Origin of the sequence: Xanthobacter pollutisoli, assembly GCF_040044995.1 — a bacterium.
Classification (GTDB): domain Bacteria; phylum Pseudomonadota; class Alphaproteobacteria; order Rhizobiales; family Xanthobacteraceae; genus Xanthobacter.
Window position 1 is genome coordinate 23799 of sequence record NZ_JBDZDP010000019.1, and the last position, 15961, is coordinate 39759.

15 protein-coding genes are annotated in these 15961 nt (G+C 68.3%); all 15 read right to left on the reverse strand.

Going from position 1 to position 15961, the window contains the following annotated elements; genetic code table 11:
• Positions 1-31 precede the first annotated feature (31 nt).
• The 15 genes from ABLE93_RS22415 to ABLE93_RS22485 all read right to left on the reverse strand — a co-directional run bounded on the left by ABLE93_RS22415 (position 32) and on the right by ABLE93_RS22485 (position 15896).
• Complete coding sequence (locus tag ABLE93_RS22415; protein WP_348841989.1) at positions 32-1285, reverse strand: 3-hydroxybenzoate 6-monooxygenase; 1254 nt, start codon at positions 1283-1285, stop codon at positions 32-34.
• Between the two features lie 87 nt (positions 1286-1372).
• Positions 1373-2014, reverse strand: coding sequence for a maleylacetoacetate isomerase (maiA, locus tag ABLE93_RS22420; protein WP_348841990.1), 642 nt, complete (start codon positions 2012-2014; stop codon positions 1373-1375).
• Positions 2011-2730 carry a fumarylacetoacetate hydrolase family protein gene (locus ABLE93_RS22425; RefSeq protein ID WP_348841991.1) on the reverse strand — a complete coding sequence of 240 codons (720 nt, stop codon included), beginning with the start codon at positions 2728-2730 and terminating at the stop codon, positions 2011-2013. Before ABLE93_RS22425 ends, maiA begins: the two co-directional genes overlap by 4 nt.
• Positions 2731-2904: 174 nt before the next feature.
• A complete protein-coding gene (locus ABLE93_RS22430) occupies positions 2905-3666 on the reverse strand; it encodes a maleylpyruvate isomerase family mycothiol-dependent enzyme (RefSeq protein WP_348841992.1) in 762 nt (253 codons plus the stop codon).
• Positions 3663-4766 (reverse strand): cupin domain-containing protein, encoded by a 1104-nt coding sequence (locus ABLE93_RS22435; protein ID WP_348841993.1) that lies wholly within the window; start codon positions 4764-4766, stop codon positions 3663-3665. Before ABLE93_RS22435 ends, ABLE93_RS22430 begins: the two co-directional genes overlap by 4 nt.
• Before the next feature lie 417 nt (positions 4767-5183).
• Positions 5184-5912 carry an SDR family NAD(P)-dependent oxidoreductase gene (locus ABLE93_RS22440; protein WP_348841994.1) on the reverse strand — a complete coding sequence of 243 codons (729 nt, stop codon included), beginning with the start codon at positions 5910-5912 and terminating at the stop codon, positions 5184-5186.
• A 73-nt stretch (positions 5913-5985) separates the two neighbouring features.
• On the reverse strand, positions 5986-7179 hold the full coding sequence (locus ABLE93_RS22445; RefSeq protein WP_348841995.1) for an ABC transporter substrate-binding protein: 1194 nt from the start codon (positions 7177-7179) through the stop codon (positions 5986-5988).
• 79 nt (positions 7180-7258) lie between these two features.
• Positions 7259-7954 (reverse strand): ABC transporter ATP-binding protein, encoded by a 696-nt coding sequence (locus ABLE93_RS22450; protein WP_348841996.1) that lies wholly within the window; start codon positions 7952-7954, stop codon positions 7259-7261.
• On the reverse strand, positions 7951-8670 hold the full coding sequence (locus ABLE93_RS22455) for an ABC transporter ATP-binding protein (RefSeq protein ID WP_348841997.1): 720 nt from the start codon (positions 8668-8670) through the stop codon (positions 7951-7953). Before ABLE93_RS22455 ends, ABLE93_RS22450 begins: the two co-directional genes overlap by 4 nt.
• A complete protein-coding gene (locus tag ABLE93_RS22460; protein WP_348841998.1) occupies positions 8663-9676 on the reverse strand; it encodes a branched-chain amino acid ABC transporter permease in 1014 nt (337 codons plus the stop codon). Before ABLE93_RS22460 ends, ABLE93_RS22455 begins: the two co-directional genes overlap by 8 nt.
• 3 nt (positions 9677-9679) lie before the next feature.
• Positions 9680-10522: a branched-chain amino acid ABC transporter permease gene (locus tag ABLE93_RS22465; protein WP_348841999.1), complete on the reverse strand. Its 843-nt coding sequence runs from the start codon at positions 10520-10522 to the stop codon at positions 9680-9682.
• A gap of 69 nt (positions 10523-10591) precedes the next feature.
• Positions 10592-12346, reverse strand: a complete 1755-nt coding sequence (locus ABLE93_RS22470) for an FAD-dependent oxidoreductase (protein ID WP_348842000.1) — start codon at positions 12344-12346, stop codon at positions 10592-10594.
• A 66-nt stretch (positions 12347-12412) separates the two neighbouring features.
• Positions 12413-13828, reverse strand: coding sequence for an FAD-dependent oxidoreductase (locus tag ABLE93_RS22475; RefSeq protein WP_348842001.1), 1416 nt, complete (start codon positions 13826-13828; stop codon positions 12413-12415).
• A 77-nt stretch (positions 13829-13905) separates the two neighbouring features.
• A complete protein-coding gene (locus ABLE93_RS22480; RefSeq protein WP_348842002.1) occupies positions 13906-14148 on the reverse strand; it encodes a hypothetical protein in 243 nt (80 codons plus the stop codon).
• Between the two features lie 251 nt (positions 14149-14399).
• A complete protein-coding gene (locus tag ABLE93_RS22485; RefSeq protein ID WP_348842003.1) occupies positions 14400-15896 on the reverse strand; it encodes an FAD-dependent oxidoreductase in 1497 nt (498 codons plus the stop codon).
• Positions 15897-15961: the final 65 nt, after the last annotated feature.

Sequence of the window (15961 nt, forward strand, 5' to 3'; positions counted from 1 at the left end):
AAACATCCGCTTTGCTCGAAAAAGGCGCGCGTCAGGCATCCACGGGTGCCAGCGGCACGGTCTGGCGCGCCGCTGCGGCTCCCCTGCTCTGCTCGCCGAAGGACGCGGCGATGCCGGAGCCGCCATAGAGCCACTCCACCGAACGATACCAATCGTCCGCAGACCTGGAGCGGATGATGGCGTTGCGCAGGTCCGCATGGCCATCGGCAGCGTGGTAGATGTGCTCGCCGATCCACCGCGACTGGAGTTGCACCCGCGAGGTGCGCAAGCGGCGCTGGTCCTGGTAGGTCTTGAAGGCCGCTTCAAGGTCGCTCGTCGCGGCGCATGCGTTGGCGAGGCAGACGGCATCCTCCATGGCCATGCAGGCGCCCTGCGCGAAATATTGCAGCATGGGATGGGCCGCATCGCCCAGCAGGACCGTCCGGCCGTCCTGCCAGTTGGTGACCGGCTCGCGGTCGCACAGCACCCAGAGCTTCCAGTCGCGGCCGTGGTCGATGATGCGCCGCGCCCGTTCGTTCACATGCTCGAAGCCGCGGCGCACCTCGTCCGCCGTCACCGGAAGGCCGGCCACCGGCTCGGGGGCGTCGTTGTGGTAGGTCACCACGAGGTTGAACACCTTCCACCCGGACAGCGGGTAGTGGACGATATGGCACTTCGGCCCGGCCCAGAGCGTCGCCGCGTTCCAGCGCAGGTCTTCCGGCATCAGCTCGGTGGGGATGACGGAGCGATAGGTCGTGTGGCCCGACACCCGTGGATTGCCGTCCCCCACGATCTTCTTGCGGACATTGGACCACAGGCCGTCGGCCCCGATCAGGGCGGCGCCGGGAACCCGATCGCCGTTGGCGAGCCGCGCGGTCACGCCGGTCCCGTCCTGGTCGTAGTCCACCACTTCGGCGCTGGTGCGCAGCTCCACAAGCGGATTGGCGCGCGCGGCGGCCAGCAGGACGCCGTGCAGGTCGCCCCGATGGATCACGCCATAGGGGTTACGGAACCGGGTGCGGAACGCATCGTCGAGCGGAATGCGCGTCAGCTCTTCGCCGCTGATCGCATCCATGAGGCGCAGGCTGTCGATATAGACCGCCATGGCCCTCGCCTGATCACCCACGCCCAGCCAGTCGAAGCAATGGAAGGCATTCGGCCCGAGCTGGATGCCGGCGCCGATCTCGCCCAGTGCAGGCGCCCGCTCGAGGACGGTGACGTGGAACCCATATTTGGCGAGGCCAAGCGCGGCGGCGAGCCCGCCGATGCCGCCCCCCGCGACGAGGATGGAGCGATTCTCGGACATTTCGTTCCCTTTCGGCATTCGCTGACTGGACCAGCCTTCGGCGTTCTGCCGCCAAGGCGATGTTGACGAGCCCCAAGACGGGCCGGCTCAGGCGGCCTCTGAATCCGGCTGGCGCAGAGGGTGGGCGTCGGCGAAGGCGGGCAGCGCCTCGCAGGCCTCGCGCAGCCTCTGCAACCGTGGCAGATCCGACAGGTCCACGCCGAAGCGATCGGCGGAGAACATCTGGGGGATCAGGCAGATTTCCGCGATGCCGGGCCGATCGCCGAACGCGAAGGGTGCCTCGGGTTCGCGGGCCAGCAACGCCTCGCATGCGGCAAGACCGTCACCGATCCAGTGTCGGCACCAAGCATCGAGAGCGGCTTGATCGGCGCCGAACGCGCGTTTCAGATACTCCAGCACGCGCAGGTTCTGCAGCGGGTGGATGTCGCAGCAGATCGCCAGCGCGAAGGCCCGCGCCCGCGCCCGCGCGGCGGGTTCGTCCGGCAGAAGCGGCGGCTCGGGGTGGGTTTCGTTCAGCCATTCGATGATGGCCAGGGACTGGGTGAGGATGGTTCCGTCCTCCGCCAGCGCCGGCACGAGACCCTGCGGATTCACCATCCGGAACGCGTCCGCGCGCTGCTCGCCACGGCGCAGGTGAACGGGCACGAGCGGTGGAGCCAGGCCCTTCAAATTGAACGCGATGCGGCAGCGATAGGCGGCCGAGCTGCGGAAATAGCCGTAGAAGGTCATTCCGCGGCCCCCACGGTGAGCTCCACCGGCGCCAGTCCCTCGATGGCGCCGAGGATCTCATCACCGGCGACCACGGGCCCGACCCCGGCCGGCGTTCCTGTATAGATGAGATCACCCGGGCCGAGGTGATAGTAGCGCGAGAGGTGGCTGATGATCTCCGGCACCGACCAGATGAGGTCGGACAGTCGCGCGTCCTGCTTCACCGCGCCGTTCACCGTCAGGCGAATCGGCTGGTCGGCGAGCGCGAACCGCTCCGCGCGGGTGAGCGGCGCGATGACCGCGGACTGCTCGAAATCCTTGCCGAAATCCCACGGACGCTGCTTGCCACGGGCTTCGAGCTGGAGGTCGCGGCGGGTCATGTCGAGGCCGGCGGCATACCCGAAGACCGCCTTCGGCGCATCCGCCACGGTCACCTTATGGGCCTCGGCGCCGATAGCGACCACCAGCTCCATCTCGTAATGATAGTTCTGCGTGCCCGGCGGATAGGGCACGTGTGCGCCGCTGTGCACCAAAGTCAGCGGCGACTTGGTGAAGTAAAACGGCGCCTCGCGATCCACCTCCACGCCCATTTCCTTGGCGTGGTCGGCATAGTTGCGTCCGACACAGAAGATGCGACGAACCGGGTACGCGGCCCACTCGCCGCGTACCGGGACGCAGGGCAGCGCGGGCCGGGGGAAGACGAGGCTCGGGGTCTCAAGGGTGGCAAGGTCGGTCAAGGAAGTCCTCCTGATTGGTGCGCGGAGCCCGGTTCGGGGCCGGGCCGGAATCGGTCTCGACAGGGGCGCGGGCCTACAGCGCGGGCGCGCGGCACGGCATCGGCACATGTTAAAAATTATTTTATAACAATGACATACGGCACTTTCGATGAACCAGGATTCACCGGGAGAGCTCTAGCCCTCGTCCGCGGGACCGGGCAGATCGGGCAGGCCGCCGGCGAGGCGGCGTGCGCCCCGGCCCGCGAGCCAGCGCACGAGGTCCGCGGGCCGGCCGGAAACCTCGGTTCCCGCGCCCGACACCCGGGCCTCGGCCTGCGGCCTCGGCACCGGAGAGAGGGTAAGCCCGGCCGCCCCCGCAAGCGTGGCGAGCATCCGGCCGGTAAACTCGGCCGGAAAATCGCTGAAGGAGCCGCCGCAATCGAGATCGACGGCGTGGAGCCAGACTTCCCGCGCCCGCAGCCAGGGAGTTTCGCGGATGGGGAGCGGGCCGCCGTTCCGCCCTCGGGCGAGAACGTCCCAGCCGGCATCGGCGAGGTCGCGCCATTCCACGTCGAGGTGCACGGCGGCGTGGCGGAAGAGGTTGCGCAGCGCCCGCGGCGGCAGGCTGGCGCCGCGGGCGATCTCCTCCGCCCGCGCCTCCTCGCAGGCGTACATGGGCAGGTCGATGCCCGTCCGCGCGCCTTCCACGACCCGCGCCAGAGCCCGGGCGTTATAGCCCACGTGGGCGATGACGGCGGCCCGGGTCCAGCCCGACACCAGCGAGGGCGCGCCGAAGTCTTCGTCCGGAAGACCGTTGAGGACCCGCGCGAAATAGGCCGTGCCACGGCGCGCGAGGGCGAGTTCATCCGCCGGGGCCAGAGGCGCGTCGTAGCGCGCGCCCGGTCCCTGCCGCGCGCGCAGGGCGTCCCGCGCGGCGCTTTCGGTGGCGCTCGTCACCGGTCCCCCTGTTCGACGCTGGTGCGGGCGAAGTGCAGGCGTTCCATGATCGGCGCGTCGGAGAAGCGGAACAGGTCGAACTGATCCTCCGCCCAGAGCGACCACGGCACCCAGGACGGAATGACGAAGAGGTCGCCCACTTCAAGGGCATACTCCTGCCCACCGATGACGGCGCCGCCGCGCCCCTCGAACACCTGGAACACGGTGGAGCCCACCTCGCGGCGGGTCGGCGTCACGGTGCCCGCGCGCAGCCGGTGGAACTCGGCGCGCATGGTGGGCAGGACGTCGCCGCCGTTGGTGGGGTTGACGTAGCGCACGGCGGCGTGGCCCTGCTCGACGGTGGCGGGCTGTCCCTCCTCCTCCAGCAGAAGCTGCTCGGCGAGGGCGCGGTCGGTGTGCTCCCAGCGATAGGCGCCGATGGGCGAGGACACCGTCTCCTTCAGCCCCGAAAGGGGACGCAGGCCGGGATGCGCCCACAGCCGCTCGCCCCGCGAGAAGCGCGGCGTGGCGTAGTCGGTGACGCGCTCCGAGCCGAACTCGAAGAAGCCCACATCGTTCTGGTAGGAGAAGGGAATGTCGAGGCCGTCGATCCACGCCATGGGCTGGTCGGTGTCGTTATGGTGGCCGTGGAAGCACCAGCCGGGGGTCAGAAGAAAGTCACCGCGGCTCATGCGTACCGGGTCGCCATCCACCACGGTCCACACGCCCTCGCCCTCGATCACGAAACGGAAGGCGTTCTGGGCGTGGCGGTGCTCGGGCGCGGTCTCCCGCGGGCCAAGATACTGAACCGCAGCCCAAAGGGTCGGGCTCACATAGGGCCGGCCGTTGAGCCCTGGATTGGCCAGGCCGAGCGCGCGGCGCTCGCCGCCCCGGCCCACCGGCACGAGGCGCCCGGACTCCTGCGCGAGGGGCAGCAGTTTCTGCCACTTCCACACATGCGGCACCGCCTTCGGCGCCGGTTGGATGGGCATGAGGTCGTCGATTTGGGTCCAGAGCGGCATGAGATGCTCGGCCGCGAAGCCCTCGTACAGAGCCTTGAGGGCAGGTGTATCCTCAGGCTGCATGGCGTTGGACACGTCCGCGTGGGTCATCATGGACATCAGGCGATCCTCCCTTTTTCGCCGGTGGGCCAATGGGGCGGCAGGCTGAGGTTCGGCGTGCGGGTGCCCCGCCGGGCCCGGCGCTGCGCGCGATCCGCCATCAGCGTGACGGCCGCGCTTCGTTTTTTGTTGAACCAGGGCGTTCGCCCCGAATATTTAGAACGTATACTGTTTAACAGTATACGTGTCAATCGAGTATGACCGGATCCGGGCCGGTCGGTCCAAAATGACTGGCCGGAAAAGCCGTGGGTTGCGCCGACCCGTGTGGTCTCGGCCTGGCGCATTTCCGGTGACCTGCGGTTCGCCGGAAATGCGCCAGGCTTCTGTCCTAACGCGCCCTTTTCACGCGAACCGAGGTCCCCTTCGCGTGAAGGCGCTCCAGGTCTCAGGCGGTGCCGGCTTCAGCCGCATCCGCCGTCAGTAGGATGAGCGTCCGCCGGAGATATCGAACGCCGCGCCGGTGGAGAAGCTGCACTCCTGCGAGCACAGCCACGCCACCAGGGCCGCCACCTCCTTGGGCTCGCCCACGCGGTTGACCGGGATCTTGCTGCGCGAGGCCGCCACCGCCTCCGCGGACATCTGCTTCAAGAGTTCGGTTCCGATCAGCCCGGGTGTGACGCAGTTGACCAGGATCCCGGTCTCGGCGAGTTCGCGCCCGAGCGCCTTGGTGAGACAGATGACCCCGGCCTTGGCGGCGGAATAGGCGGACATGGTGGGGTTGGCTTCCTTGCCCGCCACCGACGCGATGTTGACGATGCGCCCGTAGGCGCGCGCCCGCATGACCGGGATGACCGCGCGGCTGCACAGGAAGACGCTGTAGAGGTTCACCTCCACCGTGCGCCGCCAGGCGGCATAATCGTAGAACTCGAGCAATTCGGTGGGGCCGGTGATGCCGGCATTGTTGACCAGGATGTCGATGCCGCCCAGCGCGTCATCGGCACGGGCCGTAGCGGCAGCGACGGCCGCCTCGTCGGTCACGTCCACCGTCTGGAAGAGGAAGCCGTCGCGCTCGCCCTCCTCCACGTTCAGGTCCCAGATGGCGACCCGGCAGCCGGAGGCGGCGAGCCGCTCGGCGATGGCGCGGCCGATGCCGCCGGCGCCACCTGTCACCACGGCGCCGCGTCCGTTCAGATCGATGTTATTCAAGCCACTGTCCCCCATGGTGAGCGGGCCGCCGCGGGGATGCGGCGGCCCCAGGTCGACGCCAGCGGGCGGCAGATCACATCTTGCAGGCCGGATCGGGCGCCGGCATCGCCTCGGCAGCGCTGACCACCATGGTGATCACCGGCTTCGGCTGACCATTCACCTCCACCACGTCGCCGAAGAAGTTGGGCACCACCAGCTGGTGGTCCTCCTTGCGCATCAGCGCATCGCCGAACACGGTCTTGAAGGTGGTGCCCTCCATGGCGGCGCTGACGTCCGCGGGCTTCACGCTGCCCGCCTTCTTCACCGCCTGGAAGATGACCTGCATGCCGATATAGGTCTCGCCCTCGAAATTGGAGGGCGTCGTGCCCGGATACTTCTTCTCCCACGCCTGCACGAACGCCTTGTTCTCGGGCGAATCGAACGTGGAGCTATAGTTGATCACGCCGAGAATACCCTTGGCGGTGTCTCCCAATGTCTTGGCGGTGTTGTCGGTGACGAAGCTCACCCCCGCCGTGGTAACCTTGCCGAGCAGGCCGAACTGCTTGGCCTGGGTGGCGAAGTTGATGGCGTCGCGACCCGCGAGCGCGACCCACAGGCCCTGCGCCCCTGAATCGGCGATCTTCTGGATGTAGGGCGCGAAATCGTTGGTGCCGAGGCTGGCGAAGCCTTCCGCCACCACCGTCTTGCCGGTTGTCTCGGCGGCCTTGGCGAAGCTCGCCGCCGAGTTGCGGCCCCATGCGGTGTCGGAGGCCATGATGGCCCACTTGCCTTCATTGCGCGTCGCCAGCCACGGGCGCACCACGGCGGCATCCGAATAGTCCGGGTGGTTCACGCGGAAAAGCCGGCGGTTGCAGGACTTTCCGGTGATCTCGTCGGCCTTGTTGATGGTCGCCACATACATCGCGTCCCAGCGCTCGAGCTGCGGCGCGATGGCGAGCGCCTCGCCGGACGCGATGGCGCCGGTGAGGATCTTGTAGCCCGAGAGAGCCAGCTTCTCGGCCTGCTGGCGGGCGGACTCGGCCTTGGCCTGGGTGTCGAGGAAGCGCACCTCCACCTTGCGGCCGTCGACGCCGCCGGCGGCGTTGGCCTCATCCACCGCGAGCAGCACGGCGCGGCGCGCCTGCTCGCCAAGGTCGCCGTAGGGGCCGGTGAGCGCGGTGGGCACGCCGATGAGCAGCGGTTCCTTCTGCTGCGCCAGTGCCGGCCCGCCGAGGGCCAGCGCGGCGAAGCCCGTTGCGGCCAGTAATACACGCCTGTTGACCAACATAGTTTCCTCCCGGTTTTGTTTTACTTTGTTGAACGGGTCATCACGCCCATTGGCGCGGGCACGCGCATCAGGTGAGCGGTCAAACCGCCACGTGCTTCTTCAGCGTTTCCATGGACAGGCCGGACAAATGTCCTTCCTCGACCACCGCACCTTTCGAGAGCACGTAGTAACGCTCCGCCACCGTCCGAACGAGGCCGAGGTTCTGCTCGATGAGCAGGATCGACGTGCCCTTGTCGGCAAGCCTGGCGAGAGCGTCGCCGAGTTCGTCCACCACCACCGGTGCGAGCCCCTCGCTGGGCTCATCGAGGATCAGCAGTTCCGGGTTCGACATCAGCGCGCGGCCGATGGCGAGCATCTGCTGCTGGCCGCCGCTCATGGCGGTGCCCAGCGTCTCCGCCCGCTCCCGAAGGATCGGGAACATGCCGAACACCGCCTCCAGATCCCATGGTCCCGGCCGGCCCGGCGCGGCGCCAAGGGTGAGGTTCTCGCGGACGGTGAGCGTCGGCACGATGCGCCGCCCCTGCGGCACGATGGAGAGCCCCGCGCGCGCCGCCGAATAGGCGCGGATGTCCGACACCGGCCGGCCCTTGAAGGCGACCCTCCCCGCCCGGCGCGCGGCGACGCCGATCAGCGTATTCACCACGGTGGTCTTGCCGACGCCGTTGCGGCCGAGGATGGCCACCCGCTCGCCCGGCGAGACCTTGAGCGAGACATCGTGCAGGACCCGCGCCGAGCCGTAGCCTGCATCCACCTTTTCAAGATCGAGTAGGGTCATGCGGCGGCGCTCCCGAGATAGGCCTTCACCACGTCCGTGTTGCCGCGCACCTCGTCCGGGGTGCCCTCGGCGAGGATCTGGCCGAGATGGAGCACGGTGACGCGCGCGCAGATGGAAAAGATCACCTCCATGTCGTGCTCCACGATGAGCACGGTGAGGCGCCAGCGTTCGGCCAGATCCCGCAGCATGTGGGCGAGGGCGATGGATTCGCCCATGGTCAGGCCCGCCGCCGGCTCGTCGAGCAGCAGCACCTTGGGCCGCCCCACCAGCGACAGGGCGAGGTCCACGCGCCGCTGGTCGCCGTAGGAGATGTCCGCCGCGCGACGCTCGGCGTGGGGCAGCAGGTTCAATTCGCGCAGCACGTCCTCGGTGTTGTCCACCTCGGCCTTGCGGGCGGCGAGTTCCACCTGCTTGCGCACCGTCAGCTCGGGGAAGATGTTGGTCTTCTGGAATGAGCGGGCGAGCCCGGCGTGCCGGCGCGCGCGTTCGCTCAAGGCGCTGATGTCCGCCCCTTCCAGCAGCACCGTGCCCGACGAGCCGGTGCCGCGGCTGCGGCCCGAAAGCACGTCCATGCAGGTGGACTTTCCGGCACCGTTGGAGCCGATGAGACCGCGGATCTCGCCCCGGCTCAGCGAGATGGATACGTCCCGCAGCGCTGTGAAGCCGCCGTATTTGCGGGTGAGGCCGCGCGCCTCGAGACTCAGGGCCTCAACCATTGCGCCCTCCCTTGATGCGGCTCGCGAGCAGGACGATGGCGCCGGACAGGCCCATCGGCAGAGCGACGGTGACGGTGATGAGCACGATGCCGATGAGGGCCTGCCAGTGCTCGGTGTAGCTGCCAGCGGCATCGCGCAGGAAGAAGAACACCACCGCCCCCAACGCCGGGCCCCACAAGGTGCGCGCGCCGCCGATGATGGCCATCACCAGCGCCTCGCCCGAGAGGCTCCAGTGCAGCACGTCCGGCGTGACGAAGCCGTTGTAGAGAGCGAACAGCACGCCCCCCATGGCGGCGATTCCGGCCGACAGGGCGAACACGATGGCGCGGGGCACCAGCGTCTCGTAGCCGATGAAGCGGGCCCGCTCCTCGTTGTCCTGGATGGCGAGGGTCAGCGTGCCGAGATGGCTGCGCGACAGCACCCACAGCACGGCGATGAGCGCCATCAGCACGATCCAGCACACCACGAACATGGTCTCGGGGCGCTGGAACGTGGCAATCGGCAGGCCGAACAGCGTGCTCGGCAGACGCACCGGCAGGCCGTCCTCGCCATTGGCCAGTTCGCGCCACCGCATCATCAGCTCATGCAACGCCTCGGCCACCGCCAGGGTGAGCATGGAGAAGGCGACGCCGGAGACGCGCAGCATCACGAAGGCGACGGCGAAGGCCACCACGACCGGCACCAGCACGGCGGCGACGACGACCACCTCGGCCGAGACGATGCCGCTCTGCGCCGCCAGCGCCACGATATAGGCCGCCCCGCCGAAGAAGGCGGCGTGACCGAAGCTCACCAGCCCGTTCTGGCGGATGAGGATGCCCACGGAGGTCGCGAGCACGGCGCCGATGGTGGCCTGGGTGAGCAGGGTGAGCAGCAGCGCCGAGCCGATATGGCCGGGCACCAGCGCCCCCGCCACCGCAACCAGCGCAAGCGTCACCGGGAAGGCGATGCCGCGCCGGGCCATGGGCGCCTCGGCCAGGGCCGCGGAGAGGTTGGAGGTCTCGCTCATGGATCAGGTCCTCACGATGCCGTTGGGGCGCCAGATCAGCACCGCCACCATGAGGATGAGCGGGATCATGGACGCGATGTGGGGCAGGTAGACCACGCCGAGATTGTGCAACTGGCCGATGACCAGCGCCGCCACGAAGGCGCCGGTGAACGAGCCGAGTCCGCCGGTGACCACCACGATGAAGCTCTCGATCAGGATGGAGCTGCCCATGGAGGGCGACAGCGCGAGCAGCGGCGCGGCGACGACGCCGGAGAGGCCGGCCAGCGCCGAGCCCATCCCCACCACCAACGCACTCAGGCGCTCGGTGTCCACGCCCTGCATGCCGGTGGTCAGCGGATCGACGCTGGAAGCGCGCACGTAGAGGCCGGCGCGGCTCGTCTTCAGCCAGAGGCTGAGCCCGGCCGCCACCAGCACCGCCACGGCCACTACGAACAGGCGATAGACCGGAAAGCTGGTGTCGCCCAGCGCCACCGTTCCCGAGAGCGCAACGGGCGTGGGAAAGCTGAGCAGGTCGCGCCCCCAGATGGTGCGCACCACATCCTCCAGAACGAGCAGGATGCCGAAGGTCACAAGCACCGTGACCATCGGCTCCTCCTTCTGGAGCGGCCGGAACACCAGGCGGTCGAGCGCGACACCGAGCACGGACAGCACCAGGATGGAACAGGCCACCGCCGCCCAGAAGCCGAGGACCATGTTGGCAGCGTAGCCGATATAGGCGCCGACCATGAACAGGGCGCCGTGGGCGAAGTTCACCACCCGCCGCAGGCCGAAGATGAGCACAAGGCCCACGGAGAGAATATAGAGCAGGCCGCCGTAGACGAGCCCGTTCAGGATCTGGATCAGCATGCCGCGCCCCCCTTTTGGCGCGCGCCGGCGCAGGCATGTTCAAAGCAGCGCATGGTCGTTCCCTCTCGTTTATTGGGCCGCGTCCAGCCCTTGGTGCTCGTTGCCCAGGCGGGGCGTGGAGATGGCCTTGCCCGCGGCGTGCATGGCGGCGCGGTAGGCGAAAACGATGGCGGGGCCGAGCGTGGTCCCCGGTCCCGGATAGGTGCCGGCCATGATGGAGGCCATGTCGTTGCCGCAGGCGTAAAGCCCGGGAATGGGCCGGCCGTCGGCGCCGACGACCCGGGCGTCCATGTCGGTGGAAAGCCCGGTGCTGCAGGCGATTTCCGCCGGCCACACCTCCACCGCGCAGAACGGTCCTTTCACGATGGGGGCGAGGCACGGATTGGGGGTGTTGGCGGGATCGCCGTTGAAGCGCGACAGCTCCCTCGCCCCCTTGCCGAAGTCGAGATCGACGCCGGTCGCGGCAAAGCCATTGTGGCGCGCGACGGTCGCCGTGAGCGCCGACGGATCGACACCGATCCTGCGCGCGAGGTCCTCCAGCGTCAGGGCGAGGAAGATGTAGCCACTCTCGGCGAACGGCTTCAGGTTCGTCGTTCCCGGATGGATGGCGCCAAGGCCGTACTTGCGGACAAAGTCGGCCTCGCAGATAAGATAAGCCGGAATACTTGCCGTCGTCCTGTTTTCCGCAAACATGGCCTCCACGAAATCATGGTAGGAGGCCCCCTCGTCCACGAACCGCCGGCCGGCCTTGTTCACCGCGATGAGGCCGGGCTTCGCCCGGTCGAGGGAAAGATGCGGGAACAGGCCTTGAGTTCCATCCTTGCGACGCAGGGCCGAGACGGGGGTCCAGAACGCCCCGGTCCCGTGCTCTCCAGGCGCGATCCGCGCGCCGGCGCTCTGGCCGAGGACGATGCCGTCGCCCGTGTTGCCGGGGGCTGCGAGCGAGCGGTCGGGAATGGGTTCCGGCATGAAGGCGGCGCGGAGCGCCGGGTTGTGCGCGTAGCCCCCGGTGGCCAGCACCACGCCCTTGCGCGCCCTCACCCGGATCAACTTGCCGCCGGTCTCCTCCAGCACCGCGCCGGTGACGCCGTTGGGCCCGCGGATGAGGTCCTTCACCGAGGTGCCGAACGCGATCGGCACATTCGCCTTGCGCAGGCTGAAATAGAGCCGGGCCACCAGAGCATTGCCCATGACCACGCGGGTGCCGCGGGAGTGCCGCAGGCGGTCGGCGAGGTAACGGAAGAACAGGCGCGCGGAATAGGCGAAGTTGGCCAACGACCTGAAACGGCCGAGCAGGCGCGGAATGTCGTCCTTGCCCACCATCATCCCGCCGAACACCATGAATTCGGGGATGGGTGGGCGCACCCGAGCGAAATCCTGCCCCAGGAGACGCCCGTCGAACAGGCGCGGCACGATGGCCCGTCCGCTCACCGCCGCCCCCGGAATCTGGGACTGGTAGTCCGGATGCCTTCCGCATGGGATGAACTGAACATCCGTGTGCGCCATCAGGTAATCGATGGCCTCGGGTCCGGTGGAAAGATAAGCCTCGCGCAGCTCCGCATTGCCTGCGTTTCCAGCCAGCCCCCGCATATAGATGTCGGCCTGCACGGCGCTGTCGTCGTAGCCGGCGTCGCGGCTCTGGTGGTTGCCGGGAATCCAGAGCGTGCCGGCGGAGGTGGAGGCCGTGCCGCCCACCTGCTGTGACTTCTCGGTCAGAAGGACATCGAGCCCCTCGCGCGCGGCGATGAGCGCCGCCGCCATGCCGCCCGCTCCGGCTCCGGCGACGAGCAGATCGACTTCGCGGTCATAGTTGGAATGTGACACGGGATCGTCCTCGACGCTGTCACCAAGGATGGGGGCGGTGCGTGCCGCCTCGGGAATAGGCGAGGATCAGGCCGCTTTGGCGGCAAGCTGATCCAGAAGCGTGTCGCCGGCGATCAGGCCGAAAACGCTGGACTTGGACAGGCCGCCCGAATAGCCGGAGCGGCTTCCGCCCTCGAGACCGCCGGTGGTGGCCCCGGCCGCGAACAGCCCGGGGATGGGCGCGCCGTCTGTGTCCAGCACCCGCGCGCGCGCATCGGTGGCGATCCCACCCATGGTGTAAGTCACCCCCGCGCAGATCGGCACCGCGTGGAACGGCCCCTTCAGGATGGGCCAGGCCTTGTAGCGGGTGGTGGTGCGCGCGGGCGTTACCGCCGCCCCACCCTGGGCCGCCGCGTTGTGCGCGGAAACCGTTTGCGCCATCGCGGCCGCTGGGATCGCGAGCTTTTCGGCCAGCCCGTCCAGAGTCGGTGCCGAGACGAGCGCCCCGCCCGCGCTGAGGAGATATGGATTGGCCGGCAGCAGCCAGTCGGTGCCTGGCCCGTTCCAGATGGTGTCGTCGAAGACGATCACCGCCGAGAGCGGATCGGCGAGGCGCGCGATGGCGTTGGTGACATGGACGCCGCCCAGCCCCTCGTCGCAGAACCGCGCGCCCGCGCCGTCCACCACGATGCCGGCCGTGGCGAGGGAATCCAGCACCGGATAGGGCCAGAAGCGCTCGTCCGTCATGGCCGCGCGATACTGGACGTGACCGTAGAAGCTCTCCATGCCCACGAGCTTCGCGCCCGCCGCCTCGGCCATCCTGAGGCCGGCCCCGCTGCCGGTGCGCGCATTGCGCATGAGCAGGCGCTCGGGGGCGGGCGAGACGAAGCGCCTCATCAGCTCCATGTCGGCCTGGAAGCCGCCGTCGGCGAGCACCACGGCGCGCGCGGGGAGCACCGCCTCCACGCCGTTCTCGCGCACCCGGAGCCCGGAGCAGCGCCCGCCCTCGATGACGAGAGCCAGCGCCTCGACCCCGCGGCTGAGGGTGCCGCCCCGGCGGCGCAACACATCGGCGAGGGTCCGCAGCATGACGTCGCCGGCGCGGCCCTGCCAGTGCAAACCTGTCTGGCGCACACCGGGCGGGGCGAGGGAATTCTGCCTGAGACCGTCCGGCCCCGCCTTGATGAAGCGGATGCCCTGCTGCTTCAGCCAGGCGAGGGTGCGGCGCGCGTTGGTGGCAAGCGTGGTGGCGAGGGCCGCGTCGGTCTCGCCGTGCATCGCGCGTCGGATGTTGTCCACGACCCAGGCGGGATCACCCGCCATGTCATCCATGGCGACGTGGAACAGGCCGCCCGTGTAGCGGCTGTTGCACAGATAGGACTCCTCGGGGCTCTTCTCGATCACCCGCACACGAAGCCCGCCTTCGGCGGCGCGGACCGCGGCGCACAGGCCGGCGAGCCCGGCGCCCACCACGACCACTTCCAGATCTTGCGAAACGTTCATCTTTTCTGTCCTCCCGGCGGCAGGTCTTCGCGCGACCGCTCTCATTTTTGGTATTGGGCGCCGGCTGGCGGCCGGAACTATTTCGGCATCAGGGTATCGGCGATGACCCTCAGGACCTCGACATAGCTGACGAACAGACCTGTCGTGACGACGCTTGCCAGGAGTCCGGCGACCACGATCAGCGGACCCCACCCGGTGATGGCCAGATAAAGGGCGGCAAGGAGCGGCAGCGCGCCCAGCACCCCTGCCAGGACGTGCCCTCGCTTCACCAGAAAGCTGACCACCGGATAGGTGGGAACTTTGTATTCGCTTGATGCCAAGGGGTCCTCCCGTCAACATTCCTGCCGGGGACGCGACGGAGAAAAGGCGGCTGGAATGGCCCCCTCCCGCGGCGGGGCGGAGCCCGGCCGGTGGGATTTCCGTGCGTTCCTCGTTTTCACGCCTCGCGGGCGCTTGTTCTTGTGCTTGCGGCGATGCCGCCGACGCGGCCTTGATAATTAGTAAGAATACGTAATTGACGTATACTGTCAATATACCTTAATCTTGTCGCGGCACCATTTTCCGGGTGCCCTCAAGCATTGGCGCCAGCGGCATGACGGCCCGCCAGGCGGCCCGAGGTGAAGGCCCACGCAAGGTGATGCCCATGCCCCTCAAGCAGCAGCCCGCCCTGCCCGGTGGAGCCCACCGCATAGAGGCCGGGAACGGCGCTGCCGTCGGCGCGGGTGACCTGGTGATTGCGGTTTACCGTGAGCCCGCCGTCGGTGAGGATGATCCAGCTCTTCACCGGCCCGAGGGCGTAATACGGCCCCTTGGCGAGCTTCGGGCGGCCGGCGGCGGAGGCATTGTAGCGCGCGATCTCGGCCTCAAGCCGTCCCGCCGGAACACCCATGGAGGCGGCGAGGCCACCGAGGGTCGATGCCTTGTGGAACAGGTCCGGCCGATTGCGCCTGTAATCCTGCAGATAGGCATAGGCAACGCCCGGGGCCGTGGAGATGAAATACGGCCACTTGCGGAATTTCTTCGCCACCTCGTCGTCGAAGACGATGTAGCCGATCTTGTCCGGTTGTTTGCCAAAAGCGTAGTTCGGCTTGTCCTGTTCGTCGGCGAACCGCTCGCCGTTCTTGTTCACGAGGATCGCGCCTTCGCGGAACAGGCTCGGCTCCGGGCTGAGATAGGTGGTGACGAACGACAGGATGAAGGGCCGCAGCAGCGCCGCGGGCAGGTGCTCCAGCGCGATCCGCATGGCATTGGTCAGCAGCGGATGCGGCGGCAGGCTGAGCAGGAGGCTCGGTTTCGGCGGCGGCATGAACCGCAGGTTCGGGCCGTAGACGATCTCGCCGAACTTCACCTGCGCCCCCAGTTCCTCCCCGAAGCGGTGGCCGTCGCCCACGTTGGTGGTGTTCACGCCGTCCACGTCGGCGACCGCAGGATTGAAGCGCCCCTTCCATTCGGGGCTCGAGGAATAGTCGCCGGTGGCAAGGATGACCGCCCGGCGGGCGCGGATTTCCCGATCCTGGCCCGCGATCCGCGCCACCACGCCGACCACGCGGCCGCCCTCCACCACGAGGCGCTGAACAGTAGCTTCCACCCGCGCATCCACGCCCACGCGCACGGCTTCCCGCGCCACGAAATAGATGTAGGCCCGCGAGTTGGGAATGATGTTGTGCATGCGCGGTGCGCGATGCGGGGGCTCCGGCATGGGACCGTAGAAGGTCACGCCGAGGCTCATCAGCCAGTCGACGCTTTCGGTGACATTCTCCACCAGGATGCGTCGCAGCTCTTCATTGTCGTTGGCCGCGAGATCTCCCGCGAACTTCGCCATGTCCTCGAAATGGGCCTGCGGACTATCCTTGATGCCCGCGCGCTTCTGGTGCCAGGTGCCGGTGGCGGTGATGGAGCCGATGGAAAGGCCGGTGCTGCCGCGCAACTCCGTGTGCTTTTCCAGAAGTATGACCCTCGCTCCCGCCTGGCGGGCGAAGATCGCCGCGGTGAGGCCGGAGCCACCGCCCCCGACGACGACGACGTCGGTTTCCTCATAGGGCGCGTGGACATTCGTGGGGCGCGTCATTTTCACTCCCTGTACCCATATGCTTGCGGAACCCGCCGTTCCAGACGCCCGCCGCGTCACCGGCG

Excerpts from the sequence above, each read along its gene's own strand:
- maiA (WP_348841990.1), bottom strand. The coding sequence starts at position 2,014 with ATGACCTTCTACGGCTATTTCCGCAGCTCGGCCGCCTATCGCTGCCGC.
- ABLE93_RS22455 (WP_348841997.1), bottom strand. The coding sequence starts at position 8,670 with ATGGTTGAGGCCCTGAGTCTCGAGGCGCGCGGCCTCACCCGCAAATAC.
- ABLE93_RS22415 (WP_348841989.1), bottom strand. The coding sequence starts at position 1,285 with ATGTCCGAGAATCGCTCCATCCTCGTCGCGGGGGGCGGCATCGGCGGG.
- ABLE93_RS22435 (WP_348841993.1), bottom strand. The coding sequence starts at position 4,766 with ATGTCCATGATGACCCACGCGGACGTGTCCAACGCCATGCAGCCTGAG.
- ABLE93_RS22460 (WP_348841998.1), bottom strand. The coding sequence starts at position 9,676 with ATGAGCGAGACCTCCAACCTCTCCGCGGCCCTGGCCGAGGCGCCCATG.
- ABLE93_RS22450 (WP_348841996.1), bottom strand. The coding sequence starts at position 7,954 with ATGACCCTACTCGATCTTGAAAAGGTGGATGCAGGCTACGGCTCGGCG.
- ABLE93_RS22465 (WP_348841999.1), bottom strand. The coding sequence starts at position 10,522 with ATGCTGATCCAGATCCTGAACGGGCTCGTCTACGGCGGCCTGCTCTAT.
- ABLE93_RS22475 (WP_348842001.1), bottom strand. The coding sequence starts at position 13,828 with ATGAACGTTTCGCAAGATCTGGAAGTGGTCGTGGTGGGCGCCGGGCTC.
- ABLE93_RS22445 (WP_348841995.1), bottom strand. The coding sequence starts at position 7,179 with ATGTTGGTCAACAGGCGTGTATTACTGGCCGCAACGGGCTTCGCCGCG.
- ABLE93_RS22485 (WP_348842003.1), bottom strand. The coding sequence starts at position 15,896 with ATGACGCGCCCCACGAATGTCCACGCGCCCTATGAGGAAACCGACGTC.